Source organism: Mesorhizobium sp. AR07 (assembly GCF_024746815.1).
Lineage (GTDB): Bacteria > Pseudomonadota > Alphaproteobacteria > Rhizobiales > Rhizobiaceae > Mesorhizobium.
Map to the genome: position 1 here is coordinate 2527700 of NZ_CP080525.1, position 25420 is coordinate 2553119.

A 25420-nucleotide genomic window follows, 5' to 3' on the forward strand; every position below is an offset into this window, starting at 1 on the left:
GAACCCGGTCAAGCTCCGCACCGACGAGCGCCTCCGGCCGACATCACGCCAAGATGGAAAAGACCGCGCAACGAAAAGCGGATCAGGAAGACGAAAAAAGCCCGGGTCTCCCAGAGGGATCCCAGGCTTTTTTGCCTGTGTGTTGCGCGCCTCAAGAGACGTTTGCGTGCTCAGGAGACGCGCGGCGCCACGAGATCAGCGCTGCGACAGCGCTTCCAGTGCCTCGGCGGCTGCTTCGAGAATGGCGATCGCCTCGGCCTGCTTGTCGGCCGGGGCATCGACGAAGTCACCCAGAGCCGCGCGCAGCCGGTGTCGGACGGCGCGGAATTCATCGCGCGCTTCCGAACGGCCACCACGACCGCCACGACGCCCGCCCTCATCGCTTTCGTCGTTCCAGCCGAACCAGTCGCGCGCCTTGGCCATCTTGCGGCCGAAGCGCTCGAGATGGTCGAGCACGCCGTCGATCATCTCGCGGTTGTCGGCGAGATGCGCCTGCCCGGCCTCGGTGATCGAAAACACCTTCTTGTTGCCTTCGCTCGATGACACGGCATAGCCTGCCTCTTCCAGGAAGGTCAGCGTCGGGTAGATCACGCCCGGGCTGGGGCTGTAGATGCCGCTGGTGCGCTCTTCCAGCGCCTTGATGATGTCGTAGCCGTGGCGTGGCGCCTCGGCCAGCAGCGACAGCGTGATCAGCTTGAGGTCGCCGTCGGCCAGCATGCGCCCGGCGCGGAACATGTCGCCCGGGCCACCGCGCCCGCCGCCACGACCACCGTGCCCGAACGGACCAAAGCCGCCGCCACGGCCACCAAACTTGCCGGCCATGTGCATGAACATGCGCTCGCCGAAATGATTGTGCCCAAAATGATTGTGCTTGTGCATTGATTGCTCCTTGAGTTCTATCTTACGATATATCTTAATTAGGCGCACATGGCCGCAGAGTCAAGATATATCTTACGATATATCTGAGTTCGACGCCAGGGGCTTGCTTTCGTCGGAACGTGCCGCTCGAAGGCCCGCGAGCGCCACGGCTGCTCCGTAAGCGTCTGACCTCAAACAAGGCATCCAACCCGGTCTTTCCCGGCATTCCGCCGGTCACCGGCGAATGGATGCCAATGCGACGGACCTAACACGTCAGGGAACGCCCAAAATGGCTGCAAGACATCAGCGCGGGAAGCTGCCTGCGCACTCTGGGTGTCGGATCCGGGCTTCCCCTTCTCGTAATGAACCACGCCTGTTCACAATCGCGTGCGGTCCCGCCGACGCCGGAAACAAACAAAGCCTGCGGTGCGAAGCCCAAGCAAGGCTCCCATGATGGGACCGGAGCGAGGTGGCGCCATGCCGTCAGGAACAGATCGCAGGACGGCGCTGGTGCTGGCGGGAGGCGGTAGCTTCGGTGCCGTGCAGGTCGGCATGCTGAAGGCGTTGGTCGCGGTCGGCGTCACCGCCGACTTCGTCGTCGGTTCCAGCGTCGGCGCCATCAATGGCGCCTATTACGCCGCCGCCGCCACGGTCGAAAACATGGCGCGGCTGGAAACCCTTTGGCGCGGCATTACCCGCAATGATGTCTTTCCGGTCAGTTGGCGGTCGATGCTGGGCTTCGCGGCACGGCGGGATTTCCTCTCCGCCTCGCACGGCATTCGCAATCTCATCGAACGCAACCTGCCCTATCGCGATCTCGAGGATGCGCCGATCCCGATCCACATCATCGCCACCGATCTCTTTTCCGGCGAGGCAGTGATTTTGTCACAGGGCAACGCGGCCGATGCGATAGCCGCCAGTTGCGCCATTCCGGTGGCGTTTGCACCGGTGAGCATCGGCGACCGGTTCCTGATCGACGGTGCCGTCACTTCTAACACTCCGGTCCGCGTCGCCGTTGGCCTTGGCGCGCGCCGCCTGATCGTGCTGCCGACTGGTTTTGCCTGCAATCTGGACACGCCGCCGCGAGGGGCGGTCGCCAATGGCCTGCATGCGTTGACACTGCTGATCGCCAGGCAGTTGGTTCGGGAACTGGACACGTTGGCGAGCGACATCGACTACGCGATCGTGCCGTCACTGTGTCCGTTGGCGGGATCGGCTTATGACTTCACCCACACCGCCGCGCTGATCGACGACGCCGAAACATCGACGCTGGCCTGGATCGAGGCCGGTGGCTTGTCGGCGCGCGTGGTTCCCGATCAGCTACGCGCCCATTCGCATCATTCCGGGAAAGTGTGAAACGGTTTTCCGTCCGGAATTGCGTCTGAACAAGGAGATAGGTCGGTTCGGCGTCTCCGTGAAACGGTGAACCGCTCTGGAAGCAAAACGAGAACCGGCTTCGGAAAAGTCATGCTCAATCAGGAAGATGGGACCGCATCCCGATTCAAGTTCTGAGCGGCGGATCAGCCGCTACCAGCGGCTCTTGCGCCGGTTCCAGGCGTAGAGCAGGTCGGCGAAACGGTCGTAGCCAAAACGCGTCAGCGGCAAGGCAACCGGATTGCCGAACACCATCGCCAGCCAGCCCTCGCCCGGCGTTGCGTGCCAGACGGCAATCGCGACATCGGCGCCGACCAGCAGTCGGCCGTCCGCATCGGTGGCGTGCAGCCGGCGACGGATGTCTTCCAGGGATGCGCCAAATCCGGCAAGTGCTGACGGTTCAAAGTTGATGTCGCGAAACTCGATCCGCCCGGTCTTGATCGCTTCGATCAGCCGCCGCTTTTGCCGGCTGATGCCGGCATCGCAAACCGGACAGCGCGTGTTGTACCAAACGATCAGCATAGCCCCGGCACTTGGTTGAAAATGCAATCCGAAGGACCACGGACGATCGAGCGCCGTCAAGACGGCGCTCGATCAGTTGTGCGCAAACGAGAACGTCTCAGACCAGCCGGTCCGGCCCCTTTCACTACAGTGACTATCCGAGCGAGGTGATGATCTCGCGGTAGGCGAATTCGGGGAAGGCTTTCAGCGTCCGCGTCCTGACATTGCCGCTCGCCGCCAGCATCAGCGAGAAGCGAGCCAGGACCGCGTCGTCGGGCGCCTCGACCACCGCCACCATGTCGTATTCACCCATGGTCAGGTAGAATGCCTTGAACGATCCACCCATGTCTCCCAGCTGCTTCCTGGCGGCGTCGAGCCGCTTCGGTGAATCACGCACATTTCTGGCGCCCTGCTCCGTCCAGTTCATCAGCACGATGTAGCTTGTCATGGCACACCTCCCTCCGGGCCACGGAGCACGGCGGCTTCGCCGGGGCGGGCGTCCGGGTTTGTCGCCCAGAAAATGCATCCGACACGAAATTATCCTCCCGAAAGATACGAGCCGCAAGAGCGTGCCATGAACGAAAAAGGGCGCCAACGCGGCGCCCTTGATCTCTTGCAATCGGTAAGCCTCAGCTGTCGAGGAAGCTCCTCAGCTTGCGGCTGCGGCTCGGATGCTTCAGCTTCCTGAGCGCCTTGGCCTCGATCTGACGAATACGCTCGCGGGTAACCGAGAACTGCTGGCCGACCTCTTCCAGCGTATGGTCGGTGTTCATGCCGATGCCGAAGCGCATGCGCAGCACGCGCTCCTCGCGCGGCGTCAGCGAGGCCAGCACGCGCGTCGTGGTTTCGCGCAGATTGGCCTGGATCGCGGCGTCGATCGGCAGGATCGCCATCTTGTCCTCGATGAAATCGCCCAGATGCGAATCCTCCTCGTCGCCGACCGGCGTTTCGAGCGAGATCGGCTCCTTGGCGATCTTCAGCACCTTGCGCACTTTTTCGAGTGGCATGGCGAGCTTTTCGGCCAGCTCTTCCGGCGTCGGCTCGCGGCCGATCTCGTGCAGCATCTGGCGCGAGGTGCGCACGATCTTGTTGATCGTCTCGATCATGTGCACCGGAATGCGGATGGTGCGCGCCTGGTCGGCGATCGAACGGGTGATCGCCTGGCGGATCCACCATGTCGCGTAGGTCGAGAACTTGTAGCCGCGGCGGTATTCGAATTTGTCGACCGCCTTCATCAGGCCGATATTGCCTTCCTGGATCAGGTCGAGGAACTGCAGGCCGCGATTGGTGTATTTCTTGGCGATAGAGATGACGAGGCGCAGATTGGCCTCGACCATTTCCTTCTTGGCGATCGCGGCTTCGCGCTCACCCTTCTGCACCTGGTTGACGATCTTGCGGAATTCCAGGATCGAGATCGCCGTTTCGGTGGCCAGATGCTGGATCTCGGCGCGCAGGTCGCGGATGGCGTCCTTCTCGTTCTTGGTGAATTCCTTCCAGCCGCGCGAGGTCAAATTGCCGATCGCGCGCGTCCAGTTCGGATCGAGCTCCGAGCCCTGATATTCCTTCAGGAACTCCTCGCGGCGCACGCCGTAGCTTTCGGCCAGCCTCAGCAGCTTGCCTTCGTTCTGCACCAGGCGCTTGTTGATGTCGTAGAGCTGCTCGACCAGCGCCTCGATGCGCGCCGTGTTGAGCGACAGCGACTTCACCGCCTTGATCAGCTGGTCCTTCAGCTCTTTCAGCCGGCGGTCCTGGCTGGGCGACAGCGTACCGGCGGCGGCCAGCCGGTTCTCGACCTGCTGGTCCTGCAGCTTGCGCAGCTTCTTGTAGGTGTCGGCGATGACGTCGAGCGTCTCCATCACCTGCGGGCGCAATTCGGCTTCCATCGCCGCCAGCGACAGGCTCGCCTCGTCCTCGTCTTCCTCGTCGTCATCGACCAACCCGCGCGTATCGACGCCGACATTGGTGATGTCTTCTTCCTCGTCGCGCGAACGGCGCGGCTTTTCCTCGACCTTGGCTTCCTCGATGCGCTCGACCACCGGCGCCTGCTTGGCCTCGGGGCCGGCATAAGTGGCTTCCAGATCGATGATCTCGCGCAGCAGGATCTTCGATTCGTTGAGCTCGTCGCGCCAGATGATGATGGCCTGGAAGGTCAGCGGGCTTTCGCACAGGCCCGCGATCATCGTCTCGCGGCCAGCCTCGATGCGCTTGGCGATGGCGATTTCGCCCTCGCGCGACAGAAGCTCGACCGAGCCCATCTCGCGCAGATACATGCGCACCGGATCGTCGGTACGATCGGTCGGCTCTTTCTTGGTGGTGGTGGCGGCAACCGCGGTGCCGGTCTGCTCGGCCAGCTCGTTGGCGTCTTCCTCGGCGTCGGCGGCGGTGTCGGCGGCCTCGGGCTCCTCGCCCTGCTCGTCGTCCTCGACCACGTTGATGCCCATGTCGGACAGCATCGCCATCGTGTCCTCGATCTGCTCGGAGGTCACTTCCTCGGAGGGCAGCACCGAATTCAGCTCGTCCATGGTGACATAGCCGCGCTTCTTGGCGGCCTTGATCATCTTCTTGACAGCATCATCGGAAAGGTCGAGCAGAGGCCCATCGGTGGCGCCTTCGCGTTCGGTTTCGACCTCTTCCTTTTCCTTTGTCGCCATAGTCTTTATCTTCTCCTAGCGGCCGAACATCAAGCCGCTTAAGCTGTCGGACCAGTCAAATCGGATGCGCTCGCTTAGGAAACGCGCTTCACCGGGCCAGTAACTGCATCAACTCGTTTGTTGGTGCATGTCGTTGTCCCAAAACCGTTTCCACTTTTGGGCGACATGCATTAAGTCCAGATTAACCCTGATATCTGTGGCAGGCAGCCTGCCTGTCCAGTGACCAGTACCTCACATCGCTTATTTCCCGTCGACGCGGGTGCGGGTTAACGTTTCGAATCGTCCTGATTCCGCCATTCTGCCAGAAGGTCAAGCGCCTCTCGCATGATTCGCCTTAAAAAAGCGAATCAATTACCCGACTTAGCCCGCCACGCGCCGATTGGACGCGCAACAACGCTTTCACGTTTCACTCTCTCACCGAGCCCGTCCCGCCCCTATCGGCCGGCAAGGGCTCTGTCTTTCTTTTGGTGGAAGCATGATCTCTGGACAAACGGTTTCCGTTTGTCCGAGAAAACCGGTTCCCACTTTTCGGGATCATGCTTTAAGCCCGCCCGGCCCTGCCCGAGGACACGCCAAATCCTTCGATCAGCGCTTCCGTCGCCTGTACATCCTGAAATTGCGCCTGAATTTCGATCAGGTGCCGATAGTTTTCGTCTGTGGGATCGGTGGCGAGCGCCGCTTCCGCCTGTTTCAGTTCCTTATGTAAGGTGCGCGCGCTGCGCTGCAAGTGCAACGCCTGGCTGAAAGCGTCGCGGGCATCCTCGAGCGCGGCGGTCTCCAGCGCCGGCCAATGCCGCATGCGCCGGATCAGCCCGACCGCACGCTCCCATATCTCGGCGCAGCCGGCGCGCTCGATCGTCGAGATAACGGCCTGGCGGTCATTGGCCATGTCATGCGCCATCGCGTCGAGGATGGCGCCGTGCAGCCGCCTCAGATCGGAGTTGGCGAGATCGAGAAACTCGATATGGGCGAAATTCTCGTCGATCAGCGCCGGGTGGTTGACCAGGGCTACGATGATCGTCGCTTCGCGCATCGACATCATCTCGCCGCCGCGCTTGACCAGCGCCGACTGGCCGAGGCTTTCGGTGATGGCGATGCGGCCACCGCCGGGCTTGGCGAACTGTCCGCCGGGCGCGGCCTTTCCCTGGCCGCGATCGCCCGGCCTGCTCCCATCTTGCCGACCTTGGCGCGAACTGCGCTGGTTGCCGAAGAAGCTCAGCACGCGCTCGCGCATCTCCTGTTGATAGTGATAGCGCAGGCGTTCATCGCGAATGCGGCTGGTCAGCTCGCGCAGCGTCTTTTCGAGCTCAGCCCGCCGCTCCGGCGTGTCGAAGACGCCACCCGCCGTCTCGCGCATCCACAGCAGATCGGCCAGCGGCCGCGCCTCGGCCAGCACGATCCGGAACGCATCCGGCCCTTCGGCCTTGACCAGGTCGTCGGGGTCCTTGCCCTCGGGCAGCAGCGCGAAGCGCGCCGAGCGCCCGGCCTGCACCGACGGCAGCGCCATGTCGGCGGCGCGCCATGCCGCCTTCAGCCCGGCCTTGTCGCCATCGAAGCACAGCATCGGTTCAGGGGCCATGCGCCACAACAGTTCGAGCTGGTTTTCGGTGAGCGCGGTGCCGAGCGGCGCCACGACGTTCTCGAAGCCGGCCTGCGCCAGCGCGATCACGTCCATATAGCCTTCGACGGCGATGACCGTGCCGCCCTTGGCCAATGCCTTGCGGGCACGTGCGAAATTATAGAGCACGTTGCCCTTGTGGAAGAGCTCGGTGTCGGGCGAGTTCATGTATTTGGCTAGTGCGTCGGGTGCCAGCGCGCGGCCGCCAAAGGCGATGATCTTGCCGCGCGAATCCGGGATCGGGAACATGATGCGGTCGCGGAACCAGTCATAGGAAACCGGAATGTCGTCGCCGTGGCGCACCAGCCCGCAGGCCTCGATATCAGCCTTCGGGACGCCCTTGGCCGCGAGATGCTCTTTCAGCGCGTTGCGGCTGTCGGGCGCGAAGCCGAGCCGGAACGATTGCTGCGTCGCCGGCGTCAGCCCGCGGTCGCGCAGATAAGCGCGGGCTTTCGCGCCCTCCGGCCCTTGCAGTCGTTCCTGGAAAAAGGCGGTCGCCATCTCCATGACATCGGTCAGGCTGGCGCGTTCCTTTTCGCGCCGCTCCTCCTGCGCATCGCGAACCGGCATCGGCACGCCGGCCATGTCGGCGATCTTCTCGACCGCCTCGGGAAAGCTCATGCCGTCGAGTTCGGTAAGGAACTTGAAATGATCTCCCGAGACCGAGCAGCCGAAACAATGGTAGCGGCCCTTCTTGTCCTCGCAGTGGAAGGACGGGCTCTTCTCGCCATGGAACGGGCAGCAGGCCCAATAGTCGCCGCGCGGCGCGTTGGTCTTCTTCCTGTCCCACGCGACGCGCTGGCCGATGACCGATGAAATCGGCACGCGGTCGCGGATCTCGTCGAGGAAGGCGGGCGGAAAGCGCATCGGGGAACTCGTTTCCCCACCATATAATCATGCCGGCGAAGTCCGACGACCCCTAATGCGGACCATACCCGGTTTCCACAGGGCAAAAAGGAGGCGGCCGTTGCGGGCCGCCTCCTGTCAAATTCCAGCATGGTTGCTGGTCCGGCCAGGATTTACTGCGCGGCGATGGCGCCGAAGATGATGCCCGACAGGACGCTCACCAGCACATAGTCGTTGCCGACGCGGATCCATTCCTGACCGCGGCCGGGACGATGCAGGCCATAGCGGCCATAGTCGCGGATCGGCTGGTGACGCTTCCAGCTGGAATATTTCTGGCCATTGCGCCAATGGCTGCGCTTCACGACGACCTTCTTCTTCGCGACGCGCTTCCTCACGTCGTCATGCTTGCCGGGCTTCTGCCAGTCGACCTGGCTGTAGTTCGACTGCGGAGCGTTCGGTGCATTCATCGGCGCGGCCTGGCCGGTGAGTGAGGTGGCGGCCAGCATCGAGAAAGCGAGGGCGGAAAGGACAATGCGTTTCATAAGAAGTCTCCTTGGTTGTCGATGTCCAAGGAATAGTGGCCCAGCGATGAACTGAAACTGAACGCCTGTATTACAGTTGTTTAATGAATTCCTTCGTTTACCCTAGGGAATTGAACATCATCGCGAAGACCGCGGCCAAGCGCGCGGCAACACGCGCGATCCGCCCTGCCACAGCGGCCTGGCAATGCAGCCATTTGCGCGTCCGTCCATTTTCCGACACCGCCTGTCGCGCCGCAACGGCCCTTGAAATCGACAAATTTTTATTATCCGGCTAAAGTATTCCTGTCGTTACCGGTCACTGCCATGAACATGATTCGCACCCCCGTCTTCCCCACCGATCGCCGCGCTGTTCGCGTCGCGCGCGCTGTTCGCATGCGGGCGGCGACATGAGCGGTTCCGTCGTCCTTCTGCATCTGGCCGGTGCCGTGGCGCTGATGCTGTTTGCCACCCGCATGGTGAAGACCGGCGTCGAACGCGCCTATGGCGACGTGCTGCGCCATAAATTGCGCGCCACCATGCGCAATCCGATCATGGCGGTGCTGGCCGGCACCGGCCTCGCCATCGCCCTGCAGAGCTCCACCGCCGTCACGCTGCTGGTCGGCTCTTTCGCCGGCTCCGGCATCGTCTCGGGCGCAGCCGGCCAGCTTGCCGTGCGCGGCGCCGAGATCGGCTCGGCACTGGTGGTCAAGCTGCTGACCTTCGATCTCACCCTGCTTGTGCCGCTCTGCCTGATCACCGGCACGGTGATGTTCATGGCCACCGAGCGGCGCGACTGGCGCCAGTCCGGCCGCATCCTGGTCGGCATCGGCCTTTTGATCCTGTCGCTGGAAATGATCGGCCAGGCATCGGAGCCGCTGCGCAACAGCCAACTCATGCCGGTCATCATCAATTACTTCTCCGGCGATTCCATCACCGCCTATCTGCTGGCGGCGCTGATCACCTGGCTGTTCCAGTCGAGCATCGCGGCGGTCCTGCTGATGGCGACGCTGGCCGGCCGTGGCCTGATCAGCCCCGAACTCGGCGTCGTCCTCATCCTCGGCGTCAATCTCGGGTCGTCGATCATCGCGCCGATGCTGACCCGCTCGGCCGGACCCGAAGTGCGCGTCGTACCGATCGGCAACCTCTTGATGCGCGGGCTTGGCTCGCTGGTCATGCTGATCCTGTTCATGACCTTCAGGCCGCATGTCGCCTTTCTCGGCGCGACGGCGGCGGACCAGATCGTCAACGCCCACATCCTGTTCAATGTGCTGATCCTGCTCGCCGGCTTGCCGCTGGCCGGTTTCGTCTACCGCGCTTCCGAAAAGATCGTGGCGCTCGGCACCAAACCCGTGCCGGCCGCATCGCTCGACGTCGTCGAGCTCTCCGCGCTCAACGAAAGCGCGCTGGACGTGCCCAGCCAGGCATTGGCCAATGCCACGCGCGAGGTGGTGCGGGTCTGCGAGACCGTCGAGATCATGCTCAAGCGCATCATCGAGCTCTATGAGAGCGCCGACGCCGACAAGATCAAGGCGCTGGCGGCACTCGACGACCGCGTCGACAGGAAACATGCGGCGATCAAGCTCTATCTGGCCAAGCTGACCAGGAACCCGCTGACCGAGGACGAGGCGCTGCGCTGCCAGGAACTGATCGGCGCCTGCGTCAAGCTGGAGCAGGTCGGCGACATCATCGTTCGCAACATGCTGGTGCATGTGAAGAAGAAGTTCGAGCGTGGGCTGGAATTCACCGACGAGGGCTGGAGCGAGTTGTTCGCCTTCCACAGCTCGGTGCTTGCCAATGCGCGGCTTGCCTTCAACGTGCTGGTGTCGCGCGACCCGGAAACCGCCCGCCAGCTGGTGCTGGAAAAGGACCAGCTGCGCGACCGCGAAAAGGAAACCAGCGCCAGCCATTTCGTGCGGCTGCGCGACGGCACCGCCAAGAGCGTCGAGACCAGCTCGATCCATCTCGATACCATCCGCGACCTGAAGCAGATCAACTCGCTGCTGGCGTCGATGGCCTATCCGGTGCTGGAAGAACGCGGCCTGCTCACCGGATCGAGGCTGAAGGCGAGCTGATTCACAGCGCCACCACACATCGTCCTCGTTTCGGCGGCAAAATACCTTTGCTCTGTTTCCACCAGTCGGGATAAGGGTCGGTTGGCCCAGACTTTCGGAGGAAACCGATGGACACCCATTCGCGCAGTTTTGCCAAGGCGCTGTCCTGGCGCGTGACCGGCAGCATCGACACGATGATCATTTCGCTGATCGTGACCGGAAGCATCAAGCTCGCTGCGACCATCGGCATGACCGAGGTCGTCACCAAGTCGCTGCTCTACTATCTGCACGAGCGGGCGTGGCTGCGAATTCCCTACGGTCGCAAGACGCCGCTCTAACGCCCTCCCCACTCAAGAAAACCTAAACCGGCGCCAACAATTTCTGGATTGCCCCGAGCCCTCATCCGTGGTTTGAGGCCGTTCCAGCTAGGGCCTTCCCCATGTCGCTTCCGCTCATCGCCCTGTTCATTGCCGCCTTCGCTTTCGGCACCACCGAATTCGTCATCGCCGGCGTGCTGCCGCAGGTGGCCGAAGGGCTTGGCGTTTCGGTGCCATCGGCCGGCTATCTCGTCTCCGGCTACGCCTGCGGCATCGCCGTCGGCGGTCCGCTGCTGGCGCTCGCCACCAAGTCGCTGTCGCGCAAGACCCTGCTGCTCGGCCTTGCCGTCGCCTTCACCATCGGCCAGGCGGCCTGCGCGCTGGCGCCAGACTTCACCTCGATGCTGCTGCTGCGCATCGCCGTGGCGATAGCCCATGGCGCCTATTTCGGCGTCGCCATGGTGGTTGCGGTCGGCCTCGTGCGCGAGGACCAGCGCGGCATGGCGGTCGCGGTGATCCTGTCCGGTCTCACCGTCTCCAACGTCATCGGCGTGCCGGCCGGCACCGCGATCGGCAACATCTGGGGCTGGCGCGCGACCTTCTGGGTGATGTGCGCGCTGGGTGTGGCGGCAACGCTTGCCATGGCGGCGCTTCTGCCGCGCACCACGGGATATCAGGCCAAGCCCGTCGGCCTGGCTCGCGAGGTCCGCGTGCTGGCCCGCCAGCAGGTCTGGACCTCGCTGATCCTGATGCTGATGCTGATGATCGGCCAGTTCGGCCTGTTCACCTACATCACGCCGACATTGCTGGAGGTCACTGGCCTTGATGAAAGCCTGGTGCCGTGGGTGCTGCTGCTCAATGGCGTCGGCGCCACGCTCGGCGTCTTCCTCGGCGGCAAGCTCTCCGACTGGAAGCTGATGCCGTCGCTGATCACCATGCTGGCCCTGCAGGCGGTGACGCTGGCGGTGATCTATGCCGTCAGCCCCTACCCCGTGCCGATGATCGTGGCGATCGTCGTCTGGGGCGGTCTCAACTTCGCCATCGGCACGCCGATCCAGACCCGCATCCTGGCCTGGACCGCCGATGCATCGAACCTTGCCTCGTCGCTCATCCCGTCCGGCTTCAATGTCGGCATCGCGCTTGCCGCATCGCTGGGCGCCGCGATGCTCAATGGCGGCTATGGCTATCGCAGCCTGCCGCTGCTTGGCGCCATCGCCATGCTGGTCGCCGTCGCCGTGGCGCTCGCCTCTTATGTCTGGGAAGGGCGCAGCAACGCCACGCCGCCGCTGACGGCCCCTGCCGAGTAGACCACGATCCGGAAAAGTGGGCGCCGGTTTTCCGGAAAATCGTGATCAAGCAAATAACTTCACCCGCGCCAGCGCAGCAGGCGCATGGCGTTGGCGGTGACCAGCACGGTGGCGCCGGTATCGGCCAGGATCGCCGGCCACAGGCCGGTGATGCCGGCAATGGTGGTGACCAGGAACACCGCCTTCAGCCCGAGTGCCACGGTGATGTTCTGGCCGATGTTGGCCATCACCGCCCGCGACAGCCGCACCATGCGTGCGACATCCATGACCCGGCCATGCAGGATCGCCGCATCGGCCGTCTCCAAGGCCACATCAGTGCCGCCGCCCATGGCGATGCCGATATCGGCGGCGGCGAGCGCCGGCGCGTCGTTGATGCCGTCGCCGACCTTGGCCACCTTCAGCCCCTCGCGCTGCAACTCGCCGACGATGCGCTGCTTGTCCTGAGGCAACAGCTCCGCCCGCGCCTCGATGCCGAGCGAAGCGGCAATCGCGTCAGCCGTGCGGCGGTTGTCGCCGGTCAGCATCACCGCGCGGATGCCCTGCGCCTTCAGCGCCATGATACCGGCTGCCGCATCCGGCCGCGGCTCGTCGCGCATGGCGATCAGCCCCGCCACCACGCCATCGGCCACCAGCACCGAGACGGTCTTGCCCTGGCCGTTGAGGCTGTCGATGGCAAGGCGCTGCGCTTCGGTCATCACGGCACGTTCAGCCGCCGCCTGGCCGGAACCGAGGAACACCGCGACACCACCGACGCTGCCCTCGACGCCCTTGCCTGAGATCGCTTTGGCGGCCAAGGCAGGCGGCACCGGTGCCTTCTCGGCCTGGGCCTTGGCCAGGATCGCCACCGCCAGTGGATGGCTGGAGCCTTGTTCCAGTGCTGCCGACAGCGCCAGCACGGTGCGCTCGTCGCGCCCATACGCCACGATATCGGTGACGTCAGGCTTGCCCGCGGTCAGCGTGCCGGTCTTGTCGAAGGCGACCGCGGTGATCCGGCGAAAGCCTTCCAGCACAGCACCCCCCTTCATCAGCAGGCCGCGCCGCGCACCGGTCGCCAGGCCCGCGGCGATCGCCGCCGGGGTCGAGATGACCAGCGCGCAGGGGCATCCGATCAACAGGATCGCCAGGCCTTTGTAGATCCATTCGCTCCGGTCGCCGCCAGCGACAAGCGGCGGCAGCAGCGCCACCAGCGCACCGACCGCCAGCACTGCCGGTGTGTAGCTGCGCGAGAAGCGATCGATGAAACGCTCGGTCGGCGCCTTGGCCTCCTGTGCCTCCTCCACCAGCCGCACCACCCGGGCGATGGTGTTGTCGGAGGCCGCCGCCGTCACCCGCACCTTGAGCACGCCGTCGGTGCTGATCGTGCCGGCGAAGACACCTTCCGCGATCCCCTTGCGCTTCGGAATGCTCTCGCCGGTCACCGGCGCCTCGTCGATATCGCTCGACCCCTCGACGATCTCGCCGTCGGCCGGAATCCGATCGCCTGGCCGCACCACGATCACGTCGCCGACCGCAAGGCTTTCGGCAGGGACTTCGACCGTGCCGCCGGCGCGCTCGACAAGCGCTGTCTTCGGCACCAGGTCGGCAAGACCCTGGATGCTGGCCCGTGCGCGGCCGGCGGCGACGCCTTCCAGCATTTCGCCGATCAGAAACAGCACCACCACGGCAGCGGCTTCTTCCGTGGCGCCGATCATCACCGCGCCGGCGGCGGCAATGGTCATCAGCATCTCGATCGAGAACGGCGTGCCGGCCAGTGCCGCCATCAGCGCACGCCGGGCGATCGGCACCAGTCCGACCAGCAGCGCGGCCAGGAAAACCCATCGCTCGGCCGCCGGGAACAGATGGCCGATGCCGTAGGCGGCAAGAAGTGCCGCCGCGCAAGTCAGCGTCAGCGCCGCGCGGCGGGTGCGCCACCACGCCTGCCCCGGCTCGGCATCGCTGTGGAGATGGGTGGCTTCGGCTGTTTGTCTGGCAGGTCGTTCGCGACCATGATCGTGGCCTTCATGCCCTTCATGGTCATGGTGGTCGTGATCAGCGTGCGTCTTGCCCGACACCGGCGCTGTGCGCGCCTCCGCCTTGACGATGCCGTAGCCCAGCCTCGCCACCTGCTGAAGCACCTTGTCTTCCGGCAGCGCGCCACCATGACTGACCGTCATGCTGGCGCCGGTCACCGAGACCGAAACGTCGGCGACGCCGTCGAGACGGCGCACCGCCGTGTCGATCTTGGCCGCGCAGGAAGCGCAGTCCATGCCGCCGATCTTGAACCGCGTCTGCTTGAGGGGAGTCGTCATCATATCACCTTGTCTGTCTTGCCCGCGCCGTACCGCCGCACGGGTCTTGAACCCTGATGCCAGACACTGTAATTTCTCTAGTCACTAGAGCTTCAAGAGGCAAAATGATGTTTTCGATCGGTGATCTTTCCCGTCGCACCGGGGTCAAGGTGCCAACCATCCGCTACTACGAGCAGATGGGCCTGGTGGCCGCGCCCGAGCGCTCGGAAGGCAACCAGCGCCGCTATGGCAGGCAGGAGCTGGAGCGGCTGGCCTTCGTCCGCCATGCCCGCGACCTCGGCTTTGCCGTCGAGGACATCCGCTCGCTGATCGAATTGAGCGGTCATCCCGAGCAGCCCTGCGGCCACGCCGACCGGATCGCCGGGGAGCAACTGACTTCCGTGCGAGAGAAGATTGCCCAGTTGAAGCGGCTGGAGGCCGAACTCGAACGCATCGCCTCCTGCTGCGACGGCAAGACGGTCGGCGACTGCTACGTCATCCGCGCCCTGTCCGACCACGCGCTGTGCGCCGACGAGCACGGGTGAGGATGGGTCAGGCTAGCTCCTGGCTGCGAGGACGGAAGGCTTACCTTGCCTACGGCTGCAAGGCTTTGGTTCCTCGCCCCCACGAAGTGGGGAGAGGTGGCCGCGAAGCGGCCGGAGAGAGGGCTTCGCAAAGCACCATATCGACAAGAAAGCCCTTTGATTGCTTCGGCTGGCCACGGCGGGCGCGATTCCCCCTCTCCGTCTCGGCTCCGCCGAGCCACCTCTCCCCCGCTTTGCGGGGGCGAGGAACAGTTTGACCGGAGCCCTACAGCTCGATCCGGAACCGCAGGCTCTCCACCCCGCCATAGGCCGCGTCCTCGAAGAAGCGCTCGACGAGCTTGCCGCCATTGGCCAGGATCACCTTGTGCGACGCCGGATTGCCCGGCTTGGCGGTGATCTCGACATAGGGAAGGCCGACCGCCCTCGCCTCGTCCAGCATCAGCCGCAGCGCCTCGGTGGCGTAGCCGCGCCGCCGCTTCCACGGCACCACCGCGTAGCCGATATGGCCGAGCACATGCGACGGCAGAGCCGCCGTACCCTTCTGCCAGCGCAAGCCGATCGAGCCCGATGCCTGGCCGTCCCAGATCCAGCGGCGGAAGCCCGGCAGGCGCGGCACCTTTCCGCCGTCGGGCAAGGTGATAGGGCCGCCCTTGGCTTCGGGATCGTCGAGGCTGGCAAGGAAAGCCGCCGGATCCTCTTCGATCGCGGCAAGCTGCTCGCGCGTCGCTTGCTCGAGCCGCACATTGTCCGGCGACCAGCCGCGTTCGAGCGCCGCCTTGTAGGACGGCAAATGTTCGAGCGCGGGTTTGACGATTTCGACCATGTTGCACCAGCGGAGAAGCGACGCAGATAAAATATCAGCATTGCCCGGGAAGACACGGGTCCACCGGCTGCGGCCTCTTGCGACAAGGCCGCGTTCCCATCACTGGAAATGCGGCCCTGGTTCTTTTGTCGTCGGGAGGAGCGATGCTCCGACGCGGCGATCTTCAGCCGCGCCAGAGTGCACTTGTCGATCAGGCGATGTCGAAACGGTCGGCGTTCATCACCTTGGTCCATGCCACCACGAAATCCCTGGCGAATTTCGCCTTGGAATCCGCCGTCGCATAGACTTCGGCCAGCGCGCGCAGCTGCGAGTGCGAGCCGAAGATGAGGTCGGCGCGGGTGCCGGTCCACTTGACTTCGCCGGTCTTGCGGTCGCGGCCTTCGAACACGTCCTTGGCGTCCGAGGTCGCCTTCCACTCCGTACCCATGTCGAGCAGGTTGACGAAGAAATCGTTGCTCAGCGTTTCCGGCTGCTTGGTGAACACACCGTGCTTCGACTGCCCGGCATTGCCGCCGAGAACACGCAGGCCACCGACGAGAACCGTCATCTCCGGCGCCGTCAGCGTCAGCAGTTGCGCGCGGTCGACCAGCGCTTCCTCGACGGTCAGCCGCTGCTTGCCGCTGACATAGTTGCGGAAGCCGTCGACGGTCGGTTCCAGCGGCGCGAAGGAGTGGATGTCGGTCTGCTCCTGCGAGGCATCCATGCGTCCCGGCCAGAAGGGAACGTCCACGCCATGGCCAGCGTCCTTCGCCGCCTTCTCGACGGCAGCACCGCCACCGAGAACGATCAAATCGGCAAGCGAGACCTTCTTGTTGCCGGTCTGCGACGCATTGAACGCCTTCTGGATCGCTTCGAGCCTGTCGACCACCTTGGCGAGCTCCGCCGGCTGGTTGACGGCCCAGTCCTTCTGCGGCGCCAGGCGAATGCGCGCGCCATTGGCGCCACCGCGCTTGTCGGAACCACGGAAGGTCGAGGCCGACGCCCATGCCGCCGAGACCAGCTGCGACACCGAAAGGCCGGAGGCCAGAATCTCGGCCTTCAGTGCCGCGGCGTCCTCTTCGTCGATCAGCACATGATCGACCGCAGGAATGACGTCCTGCCAGGGCAGTTCTTCCTTGGGAACCAACGGGCCGAGATAGCGCACGAGCGGACCCATGTCGCGGTGGGTCAGCTTGTACCAGGCGCGCGCGAACGCGTCGGCGAACTGATCCGGATTCTCATGGAAACGCCGCGAGATCGTCTCGTAGGAAGGATCGAACCGCAAAGCGAGGTCGGTTGTCAGCATTGAGGGCGCGTGGCGCTTGTCCGAATTGTGCGCATCCGGCACGGTGCCGGCGCCGGCGCCGCCCTTCGGCGTCCACTGGTGCGCCCCGGCCGGGCTCTTGGTCAGCTCCCATTCGAAGCCGAACAGATTGTCGAAGAAGTTGTTGCTCCATTTCGCCGGCGTCGTCGTCCAGGTCACTTCCAGGCCGCTGCCGATCGCGTCGCCACCCTTGCCGGTGCCGAACTTGCTTGCCCAGCCAAGGCCCTGCTGCTCGATATCGGCGCCTTCCGGCTCCACGCCGACCAGCGACGCGTCGCCCGCACCATGGGTCTTGCCGAAGGTGTGGCCGCCGGCGATGAGCGCGACGGTCTCCTCGTCATTCATGGCCATACGCGCGAACGTGTCTCTGATATCGCGCGCCGAGGCCAGCGGATCAGGCTTGCCGTTCGGTCCTTCCGGGTTGACGTAGATCAGGCCCATCTGCACGGCACCGAGCGGATCCTGGAGATCGCGGTCGCCGCTGTAGCGCTCGTCGGCCAGCCACTTGCCTTCCGGGCCCCAATAGATGTCTTCCTCGGGCTCCCACACATCGGCGCGGCCGCCGGCGAAACCGAAGGTCTTGAAGCCCATCGATTCCAGCGCGACGTTACCGGTCAGGATCAGAAGGTCGGCCCAGGAGATCCTGCGGCCGTATTTCTGCTTGATCGGCCACAACAGCCGGCGGGCCTTGTCGAGGTTGACATTGTCCGGCCAGCTGTTCAGCGGCGCGAAACGCTGCTGGCCGGCCCCGGCGCCGCCACGGCCGTCGGCGATGCGATAGGTGCCGGCGCTGTGCCACGCCATGCGGATGAACAGCGGCCCGTAATGGCCGAAATCGGCCGGCCACCACTCCTGCGAGTCCGTCATCAGCGCATGCAGGTCCTTGATCACGGCATCGAGATCGAGGTTCTTGAATTCCTCGGCATAGTCGAACGCCTCGCCCATTGGATCGGACAGCGGCGACTGCTGGTGGAGGATCTGGACATTGAGCTGATTCGGCCACCAGTCGCGGTTGACCCTGCCAACGGCGGTATGCACGACCGGGCATTTGCCCTTGCTGTTGTCGTCCGTGTTTGCGTCCATCTTTCTCTCCGATCGTGGCTTACGTTAATCGTGGCTGCGTTGGTTGAACTGCGGCGTCGAGGATCATGAACGCCCTTGAAGACGCCTTCATGTCCCGATGCCCAGATGCCGAGTATGTCGATGTCCTACTGCCGCGGGCTCACCTTGGACAAGGCTCCTGATGCAAAAAGACAGGTGCCAGCACCGGCCAAACCACGCATTCGCCCCGCCAGAAAACACGGCGCTGTGCGGCTGTGGCATCGGCTGACTCTCAACTCCCTTTCAGACCTTGTAGCAAAGTCGCCCGATTAAATTAAGTTGGATTTCCTGATTGCAGCGATAAGATGCGGTTATGACCAACATGACATTGAAACAGCTTCGCTATTTCGAGGCGCTGGCACGGCACAAGCATTTCGGACGCGCGGCGGACGCCTGTGCAATCTCACAGCCGGCCATCTCCGTGCAGATCAAGGAGTTGGAAGAAGCGCTGGGCACCGAGCTGTTCGAAAGAGGCGCGCGGCAAATCCGGCTGACCAACTTTGGCGAGGAGTTTGCCTTGCGCGTCCGCGACATCCTGCGTTCGGTGGATGAGCTGAGCGACCTTGCGCGCGCCTCGCGCGACAGGCTGGTGGGACGGCTGCGCATCGGCGTGATCCCGACGGTCGCGCCCTACCTCTTGCCTGCCATCATCGGCAATCTTTCCCGCATGCATGACGGCATCGATATCCACGTGCGCGAGACGCAGACGCAGAAGCTGATCCAGGAACTGGCGGATGGCCGGCTCGACGCGGCCATCGTCGCCCTTCCAGTGTCCGAACCGTCGCTGACGGAAATCGTGCTGTTTGCCGAGAACTTCGTGCTGGTCCGGCCCGGCGAAGACGAGGGAAAGCCAGTGCCCAATCGCGAGATGCTGCGTGAAATGCGGCTGCTTCTGCTGGAAGAGGGCCATTGCTTCCGCGACCAGGCACTGTCCTTCTGCAACATGCATTCGGCACGGCCGCGCGAGTTGCTGGACGGCAGCTCGCTGTCGACGCTGGTCCAGATGGTCAGCGCCGGCATCGGCGTCACCTTGATCCCGGAAATGGCCGTGCCGGTGGAAACACGCTCGGCGTCGGTCTCCATCGCACGCTTCAGGAGCCCGCAGCCGTCGCGGACGATCGGCATGGTCTGGCGCAAGACCAGCCCAATCGCCAAACAGCTGCTGCGGATTTCCGAAGTCGTTCGTCAGTCGGCCGACACGTTGCGGGCGCAACACAATCCGGCACCGATTGCGCACCTCCTGAACCTGACGGCAGCCGCCCAATAAGGACTGCCCCCATCGGACCGGGCTGTCAGCTCGCCGCCTGAAACCGGATTTCGCCCTTGTTCAGAAAACAGGTCTTGTTGAACAGGGACAGATCCAGCGGGTTCGGCAACCGGACGTCACGGATATCGGGAACCGGCTTGTTCGCCGGATCGTATGACCGATCGATCTGCGAGATGAAGACGAGGATCAATCCCCTGTCGCGCGCGAAGGCCTTGAGCGTGCGGACCTACGCCATCAGGTCGGGATTTTCCCGCTTCTGATCGAGCAGTTGCAGATAATCGATGACCACCAGCGTGCCGCGCTGCGCCGAGCCCAACGTCTTGACGATATAGTCGGCGCTGATCGCGTCGGAATTGTCGAACACGAACCGGTCGTTGAACTGTGCCGGCTCCGCGCCGATGGCGCGAAACCGGTCGAGCACGTCCTTCTCCGTATACTCCAGCGTGAAGAACACGCCGCGATCGCCGGATTCCATGGCTTCGACCGCGAGTTCGAGGCTCATCAGCGTCTTGCCGTGGCCTGGGCGCGCGCCGACCAGAACCAGGTCGCCGGGCGCCAATTGCGCAAACAGCCTGCCGGCGGGCGCCGCCTCGGTTGCCTTAGCCGCAAGCAGGCTCCAGCTGGTGAAACCTTCCTGTGCTGCAACACGGCCAAGCGCCTCGTGCAGCGGAATCTTCTCGTCGCGGGACAAGAGCCTGGCTTGACGCTTCAGATGGTAGATGGACGCGGACAGTCTCATCGCAAAACCTCCTGGTGCGAGCAGTTTTCGCAACCCCTCCTTATGCCTGGTGCTCGAACAGTCGGTTCGATGATTGGTTAGCCCGGCATGAATGATGCTTTCCCGATGGAGGGAGGAGGCGCGGGCCGCGCCAGAATCAAATCATAACGCAATCCGCGCGGATCGAAAATCGGCGGGTCGAAAATCGCGTATGTCCGCGCTGATGCCCTGACGGCGACGGCCCAGGCCAAACCCGAGCGAAGAGAACCGTCAGGGATACCTTCGATCCCGCGCCGCGCCCGACGCGGGACCGGGAGACTTCAGCCGGCATTCGCCAAGGCAACCGCATCCCGGCCGGCCGGAAAGCGGAGTTGGCCGTCAGTGTCGTGGACCGCGGCCCAGACAGCTTCGGCGACGTCGGTTTCCTTGGTGATCATTGCCGGCTGGGCGAAGGCAGCGAATATCGGCGCCGCGAAATCGGCGTAGGCTTGCGGGATCAGGTCTTCGATGCGGACCGAGGTGTTTTGCGAGAACCGCGTCGTCGGCGCGTATCCGGGTTCGACCAGCTTGGCGCGGATATCGAAATAGGCGAGTTCGTGAGCGAGCGATCCGGTGAAGCCCTCGATAGCCTGCTTGCTGGCGGTGTAGGCCGCAGCCAGGGGCATTGCAGCGAGGGTGACGCTGGAGGTGACGTTGACGGTCGCGCCGGACCGGCGCTCGCGCATCTGTGGAATCACGGCCTGTGCCATCGCCATCACGCCAAGCGTATTGGTATCGAAGACCTTGCGGATGTGCGACATGGGTGTCGCCTCAAAGGCGCCGACGACGCCGATGCCTGCATTGTTCACGAGAACGTCGATCGGACCGGCGGCTTCGACCGCCGCTGCGATGCTTTCCTCTTTGGTGACGTCCAGGGGCAGGATTCGTAAGCGCTCCGAGCGCGGCAGGATGTCCTCTCGCGGCGTCCGCATGGTGGCGATGACAGTCCACCCGTTCGTGAGGAAATGGCGCGCCGTCTCCAGGCCATAGCCAGAAGAACAACCAGTGATCAGGATCGTTTGCACGGTAACCTCCGTTTGGTTTCAGTGAACCCTTCGTAGGCTTGCCGGCGCAGACGATCTATAATCAATATCAGATCGGTTCGGCGTATCGGCGGACACTTGAAGAGGCTTCGCCGTGAAGGGCCAGCCTCATCTGGTCACGCCAACACCGCCGCTGCGGGCGAACTTTCCAGGAGAACAACCAAGCCGCTTTCTGAAGGCTGTGCTGAACGCGCTCGCGGACTCGTAGCCGATCTCATCCGCTATTTTGTCCAACGTCTTCGAGCCTCGGATGAGGGCGTCCTTCGCGATTGCCATGCGCCAGCGAGCCAGGTACTCGATCGGGCCGCACCCGAGCACTTCCACAAAGCGGGCCGCGAACGCCGACCGCGAGAGCCCGGCAATCTTGGCGAGTTCCGCGACTGTCCAGCCCGCCCGGACATCCGCGTGCATTGTGCGAAGCACGCGCGCGATCACCGGGTCCTGCATTCCGCGGAGCAGGCCGGCTACGCCGGAACCGATGCCACGCCATCGGAGCGCTTCAACGAGCAGAACCTCGAGCAATCGCTGTAAGACCATCTCCTTGCCGGGATCTTCGTTCTCGCATTCTTCCATGATGAGCTCGATAACCTTGCCGAGCCTCCCGGCACGACCCTGCGATCCCGGCACGTGGATGACGCTCGGAAGGAGCGCGAGCAAGAGCGCGGCATTGACCGGCTCGATTCGGAACGTCCCTCCAAGCGCGACAAAATCCGGTTCCCCGTCTCGGTCGCCATGCTGGATGGCAACGTCCATCGGCGCCCGAAGCTCACAGTCGATTCCTGGATGGCTGCTGAGGGAGAAGGGCGGTGTGGAAGGTAAGAGGAGGAAGTCCCCTTTCTCGAACTTGACCGGATCCTGGCCCTCAAACGTGATCCAGCACGCGCCCACCACGATTATCGTGAAACCGGGCGCATCGTATGCGGCGTAACGCACGCCCCACCGGCCGCGTCCCTTGATGGGTTTGGAGATCGCCGTGCTGGGTTTCAGAAGGGCGATGACGTCACTGAGGGGGTCCATTTTAGACGATCGATAATTATTCTGGGATAATAGATTATAAAACGTCCTTTCGCTGTGTCCAGGCTGGTTCAGCACTTGTCCACTGGGTTGATCGCAACACGACCGCTATCGGCATGCTAAACAAGATGTGTTTCGCCGAGTACCGCGAGACATTTTATGATTGGTTGCGCATACAATACCGCAAGGATTCGCGAGATGGCTTCGACGGGAGAATTGAACCGGTGCGGTTGAGATTTATCCCTCTGGGTATCGTTATCGGCTTCTTCGTCGCCGTCATTGCCATGACGGCATCGGTCCGGTCGTTTGCCGCCCTACAATCATCCGATGTTCCCACTTGGCTGCAGGCCCATGTTGGCGACGGCGACGGTCAGATCACACAAATTGTCCTGGAGCGGGCACGCGCGCTCTACCTGAAAAAAGTCGCGCAAGGCACCGTCAAGAACCCTTGTTACTTCGCCATGGATGCGACACGCCCCGGCGATCTGGGCAATGGCGTGCTCGGGCGCCGCTATTACGTCGTCTGCGAAGCCAGCCAGTCGTTTCGCGCGATCTCGTCGGGTCACGGCGGCGGCCGCAACCTGAAGGGCGTCGTCGATTTTTCAAATGGAAGACGGTGCTCGAAGAACTTCGGCAATGCCATGGATTCGGAATTGACCGCCGGCGGTGCCTACATGACCGGCGAGGCGAAAACATCGTTCAAAGGCTACTACCGCGTCGGGGCGAAACAGGACGTGGCTTTCCAGCGCACATTCATACAATTTGACGGCGAAGGCGAAGCCGCGAACGCCAGACAGCGCGTGATCGGCGGCCACGCGGCACAGGTGCTGCGCGGCATGTGCCTGCGCAAAAGCCCGAACAGTTCATACGCCGACCATGACGGTTACGTGCCGTTTGGCAAGCTGGTGGACTACGCCGGCGGCCGCAGCAACGGCTGCACCAGCTGGTCGCCGACGGATACCCAACAGATCATTTCGATGGTGAAGGACAATCCGACGACGCTCTATATCTACCCTGAATCACGTGACATCGCCGCGGTCGCGAAAGCGGCGGCAAGCGGTCATTCCCTATCCGGCGGACTCTATTGGAACGCATCGTGCCTGAAGGAAATCGGCTCGCCGAAATTCTGGCCGCGAAAGACCCTGGAGCCGATCATCGCTCAATACAAACAGGATCATCCGGCGCCGCCGCCACAGCCGGTGCCGATTTGCAAGGAGCCGTGAGGGGCGGAGACGATCTCGGCGAGAGAAGCCCCTATCCCAGCAGGCCCTTGACGATGCCGCTTGCCTTGCCGAAATCCATCTGGCCGGCATATTTCTGCTTCAGCGCGGCGATCACCTTGCCCATGTCCTTCTGGCTGGACGCCCCGGTCGCCGAGATCGCCTCGCGCGCCGCGGCCGTTATGGCGGCATCGTCCAGTTGTGTCGGCAGGAAGGTGCGGATGATCTCCATTTCGCCGCGCTCCTGCGCCGCCAGTTCCGGCCGCTTGCCGTCGTCGAAAGCCTTGGCCGATTCCTCGCGCTGCTTCACCATCTTGGCCAGGATCTGCAGGATCTCCTCGTCGCTGGCCGGCTCCTTGGCCGAACCGCGATTGAGGATGTCGCGATCATGGATGGCCGCCTGGATCAGCCGCAATGTCGGCAGCCGGTGCTTGTCCTGCGCCTTCATCGCGCTCTTCAGGGATTCGGCGATTTTGCCACGCATGGTGCTTTCTCCTTCGATCGGCGCGGACAATAGCGCCGGGGAATGCGCAAGGCAAATCTCGAAAGCGAGCGGCAAATAGCTGATATTGTTCGATGAAATAAATCCATACCGCTCAGTGCTGGCATCATTGACCGCCTTGGCCCCTTCCCCTATGTACTGGGCCTTGCATGAACTGAGTTTTGACTGCGCGCAGGCTTGCGAAATCGCTGCCGTGCGCGGTTTGCTGCGCAGATAAGCCCGTATCGGGACAATCCGTAAGCAGCCCTTTAGGAGTGCCGCCATGGCCACGATGACCGCCGCGTCGACCCCTGCCTGGACCACAGACAAGCCGACAGCTTTGCTGGTGCTGGCCGATGGCACCGTCATCGAGGGTCGCGGCCTGGGCGCCACCGGCTCCGCCGTCGCCGAAGTCTGCTTCAACACAGCGCTGACCGGCTACCAGGAAATCCTCACCGACCCGTCCTATGCAGGCCAGATCGTCACCTTTACCTTCCCGCATATCGGCAACATCGGCACCAATGAAGAGGACATCGAAGACCTCAATCCGGTCGCCCGCGCCGGTGCCGTCGGCGCCGTGTTCAAGGCCGATGTCACCAACCCGTCCAACTATCGCGCCGCCGGTGGCCTCGACCAGTGGCTGAAGAAGCGCGGCATTGTCGCCCTGTCGGGCATCGACACCCGCGCGCTCACAGCGCTGATCCGTGAAAAGGGCATGCCCAACGCCGTCATTGCGCACGCGCCCGACGGCGTGTTCGACCTCGACGATCTGAAGCGGCGCGCCGCCGCGTGGTCGGGCCTGATCGGCCTCGATCTCGCCAAGGAAGTCACCTCCGGCCAGTCCTCGGTCTGGCGCGAAACGCCCTGGGTGTGGAACGAGGGCTTTGGCGAACAGGCCGAGCCTTCGATGCATGTCGTGGCCATCGACTATGGCGTCAAGCGCAACATCTTGCGCCTGCTCGCCGGCCTCGGCGCCAAGGTCACCGTGGTGCCGGCCAAGACCGGCGCCGACGAGATCCTGGCCATGCAGCCGGACGGCATCTTCCTCTCCAACGGCCCCGGCGATCCGGAAGCCACGGGCGACTATGCCGTGCCGGTCATCCAGGATCTGTTGAAGACCGACATTCCGGTGTTCGGCATCTGCCTCGGCCACCAGATGCTGGCGCTGGCGCTGGGCGGCAAGACCGCCAAGATGCACCAGGGCCATCACGGCGCCAACCATCCGGTCAAGGATCACACCACCGGCAAGGTCGAGATCGTCTCGATGAACCACGGCTTTGCCGTCGACGCCGACTCGCTGCCCGCCGGCGTCGAGGAAACCCATGTCTCGCTGTTCGACGGCTCGAACTGCGGCATCACGCTGACCGGCCGCCCGGTGTTCTCGGTCCAGCATCACCCCGAGGCGTCGCCCGGTCCGCAGGATTCGCACTATCTGTTCCGCCGCTTCGTCAACCTGATCCGCGCAAAGCGCGGCGAGGAATTGCTGGCCGAGCGGGCTTGACTCGATCCGTTAGCGCTGCCCCTTGTGTGTTTGAAATATGCATAATGGAGGGTG

At 63.7% G+C, this 25420-nt stretch carries 20 protein-coding genes and 1 pseudogene; 8 read left to right on the forward strand and 13 right to left on the reverse strand.

Translation table 11 applies throughout. The features are described from left to right. Positions 1-195 precede the first annotated feature (195 nt). Entirely contained in the window at positions 196-879 is a 684-nt protein-coding gene (locus tag BPNPMPFG_RS13015; protein ID WP_258595786.1) for a PadR family transcriptional regulator, read from the reverse strand. Between the two features lie 456 nt (positions 880-1335). Between BPNPMPFG_RS13015 and BPNPMPFG_RS13020 the strand changes: the two genes are divergently transcribed. Next, positions 1336-2214, forward strand: a complete 879-nt coding sequence (locus BPNPMPFG_RS13020) for a patatin-like phospholipase family protein (RefSeq protein WP_258595787.1) — start codon at positions 1336-1338, stop codon at positions 2212-2214. Between the two features lie 171 nt (positions 2215-2385). On the opposite strand, the gene BPNPMPFG_RS13025 is transcribed toward BPNPMPFG_RS13020, so the two are convergent. The 5 genes from BPNPMPFG_RS13025 to BPNPMPFG_RS13045 all read right to left on the reverse strand — a co-directional run bounded on the left by BPNPMPFG_RS13025 (position 2386) and on the right by BPNPMPFG_RS13045 (position 8390). After that, a complete protein-coding gene (locus tag BPNPMPFG_RS13025; RefSeq protein WP_258595788.1) occupies positions 2386-2754 on the reverse strand; it encodes a thiol-disulfide oxidoreductase DCC family protein in 369 nt (122 codons plus the stop codon). 133 nt (positions 2755-2887) lie between these two features. After that, the gene (locus BPNPMPFG_RS13030; RefSeq protein ID WP_258595790.1) at positions 2888-3181 is read right to left on the reverse strand and encodes a GYD domain-containing protein; all 294 of its coding nucleotides are present in this window, start codon (positions 3179-3181) and stop codon (positions 2888-2890) included. Between the two features lie 181 nt (positions 3182-3362). Then, complete coding sequence (gene rpoD, locus BPNPMPFG_RS13035) at positions 3363-5384, reverse strand: RNA polymerase sigma factor RpoD (protein ID WP_258595791.1); 2022 nt, start codon at positions 5382-5384, stop codon at positions 3363-3365. A gap of 541 nt (positions 5385-5925) precedes the next feature. Then, complete coding sequence (gene dnaG, locus BPNPMPFG_RS13040) at positions 5926-7869, reverse strand: DNA primase (RefSeq protein WP_258595792.1); 1944 nt, start codon at positions 7867-7869, stop codon at positions 5926-5928. A gap of 152 nt (positions 7870-8021) precedes the next feature. Further along, positions 8022-8390, reverse strand: coding sequence for an RcnB family protein (locus tag BPNPMPFG_RS13045; RefSeq protein ID WP_258595793.1), 369 nt, complete (start codon positions 8388-8390; stop codon positions 8022-8024). Between the two features lie 386 nt (positions 8391-8776). On the opposite strand from BPNPMPFG_RS13045, the gene BPNPMPFG_RS13050 reads away from it, so the two are divergent. The 3 genes from BPNPMPFG_RS13050 to BPNPMPFG_RS13060 all read left to right on the forward strand — a co-directional run bounded on the left by BPNPMPFG_RS13050 (position 8777) and on the right by BPNPMPFG_RS13060 (position 12044). Continuing rightward, positions 8777-10441, forward strand: a complete 1665-nt coding sequence (locus BPNPMPFG_RS13050; RefSeq protein ID WP_258595794.1) for a Na/Pi cotransporter family protein — start codon at positions 8777-8779, stop codon at positions 10439-10441. 107 nt (positions 10442-10548) lie between these two features. Beyond that, the gene (locus BPNPMPFG_RS13055; protein ID WP_258595795.1) at positions 10549-10758 is read left to right on the forward strand and encodes a DUF2061 domain-containing protein; all 210 of its coding nucleotides are present in this window, start codon (positions 10549-10551) and stop codon (positions 10756-10758) included. Positions 10759-10859: 101 nt separating this feature from the next. Then, the gene (locus BPNPMPFG_RS13060) at positions 10860-12044 is read left to right on the forward strand and encodes an MFS transporter (protein ID WP_258595797.1); all 1185 of its coding nucleotides are present in this window, start codon (positions 10860-10862) and stop codon (positions 12042-12044) included. 59 nt (positions 12045-12103) lie between these two features. Here BPNPMPFG_RS13060 and BPNPMPFG_RS13065 read toward each other — a convergent pair whose 3' ends face one another. Continuing rightward, positions 12104-14332, reverse strand: a complete 2229-nt coding sequence (locus tag BPNPMPFG_RS13065; protein ID WP_258596731.1) for a heavy metal translocating P-type ATPase — start codon at positions 14330-14332, stop codon at positions 12104-12106. Positions 14333-14439: 107 nt separating this feature from the next. Between BPNPMPFG_RS13065 and BPNPMPFG_RS13070 the strand changes: the two genes are divergently transcribed. Continuing rightward, positions 14440-14856 carry a MerR family transcriptional regulator gene (locus BPNPMPFG_RS13070; protein WP_258596732.1) on the forward strand — a complete coding sequence of 139 codons (417 nt, stop codon included), beginning with the start codon at positions 14440-14442 and terminating at the stop codon, positions 14854-14856. Positions 14857-15121: 265 nt separating this feature from the next. Here the strand turns inward: BPNPMPFG_RS13070 and BPNPMPFG_RS13075 are convergent, their stop codons facing one another. Further along, complete coding sequence (locus BPNPMPFG_RS13075) at positions 15122-15679, reverse strand: GNAT family N-acetyltransferase (RefSeq protein ID WP_258595798.1); 558 nt, start codon at positions 15677-15679, stop codon at positions 15122-15124. Between the two features lie 190 nt (positions 15680-15869). Beyond that, the gene (katG, locus tag BPNPMPFG_RS13080) at positions 15870-18065 is read right to left on the reverse strand and encodes a catalase/peroxidase HPI (protein WP_258595799.1); all 2196 of its coding nucleotides are present in this window, start codon (positions 18063-18065) and stop codon (positions 15870-15872) included. A 331-nt stretch (positions 18066-18396) separates the two neighbouring features. On the opposite strand from katG, the gene BPNPMPFG_RS13085 reads away from it, so the two are divergent. Then, positions 18397-19350 carry a hydrogen peroxide-inducible genes activator gene (locus BPNPMPFG_RS13085; RefSeq protein ID WP_258595801.1) on the forward strand — a complete coding sequence of 318 codons (954 nt, stop codon included), beginning with the start codon at positions 18397-18399 and terminating at the stop codon, positions 19348-19350. Between the two features lie 25 nt (positions 19351-19375). On the opposite strand, the pseudogene BPNPMPFG_RS13090 reads toward BPNPMPFG_RS13085, so the two are convergent. The 3 genes and pseudogenes from BPNPMPFG_RS13090 to BPNPMPFG_RS13100 all read right to left on the reverse strand — a co-directional run bounded on the left by BPNPMPFG_RS13090 (position 19376) and on the right by BPNPMPFG_RS13100 (position 22167). Continuing rightward, positions 19376-20089: pseudogene (locus BPNPMPFG_RS13090) on the reverse strand (DNA helicase). A gap of 299 nt (positions 20090-20388) precedes the next feature. Beyond that, complete coding sequence (locus BPNPMPFG_RS13095) at positions 20389-21132, reverse strand: SDR family oxidoreductase (RefSeq protein WP_258595803.1); 744 nt, start codon at positions 21130-21132, stop codon at positions 20389-20391. A gap of 126 nt (positions 21133-21258) precedes the next feature. After that, positions 21259-22167, reverse strand: a complete 909-nt coding sequence (locus tag BPNPMPFG_RS13100; protein WP_258595805.1) for an AraC family transcriptional regulator — start codon at positions 22165-22167, stop codon at positions 21259-21261. 221 nt (positions 22168-22388) lie between these two features. Here BPNPMPFG_RS13100 and BPNPMPFG_RS13105 point away from each other — a divergent pair, with 221 nt between their 5' ends. Further along, entirely contained in the window at positions 22389-23387 is a 999-nt protein-coding gene (locus tag BPNPMPFG_RS13105) for a murein L,D-transpeptidase catalytic domain family protein (RefSeq protein ID WP_258595806.1), read from the forward strand. 31 nt (positions 23388-23418) lie between these two features. Here the strand turns inward: BPNPMPFG_RS13105 and BPNPMPFG_RS13110 are convergent, their stop codons facing one another. Further along, positions 23419-23868: a GatB/YqeY domain-containing protein gene (locus BPNPMPFG_RS13110; protein WP_258595808.1), complete on the reverse strand. Its 450-nt coding sequence runs from the start codon at positions 23866-23868 to the stop codon at positions 23419-23421. Positions 23869-24148: 280 nt separating this feature from the next. Between BPNPMPFG_RS13110 and carA the strand changes: the two genes are divergently transcribed. Continuing rightward, complete coding sequence (carA, locus tag BPNPMPFG_RS13115; RefSeq protein ID WP_258595810.1) at positions 24149-25366, forward strand: glutamine-hydrolyzing carbamoyl-phosphate synthase small subunit; 1218 nt, start codon at positions 24149-24151, stop codon at positions 25364-25366. The last annotated feature ends 54 nt before the right edge of the window (positions 25367-25420 follow it).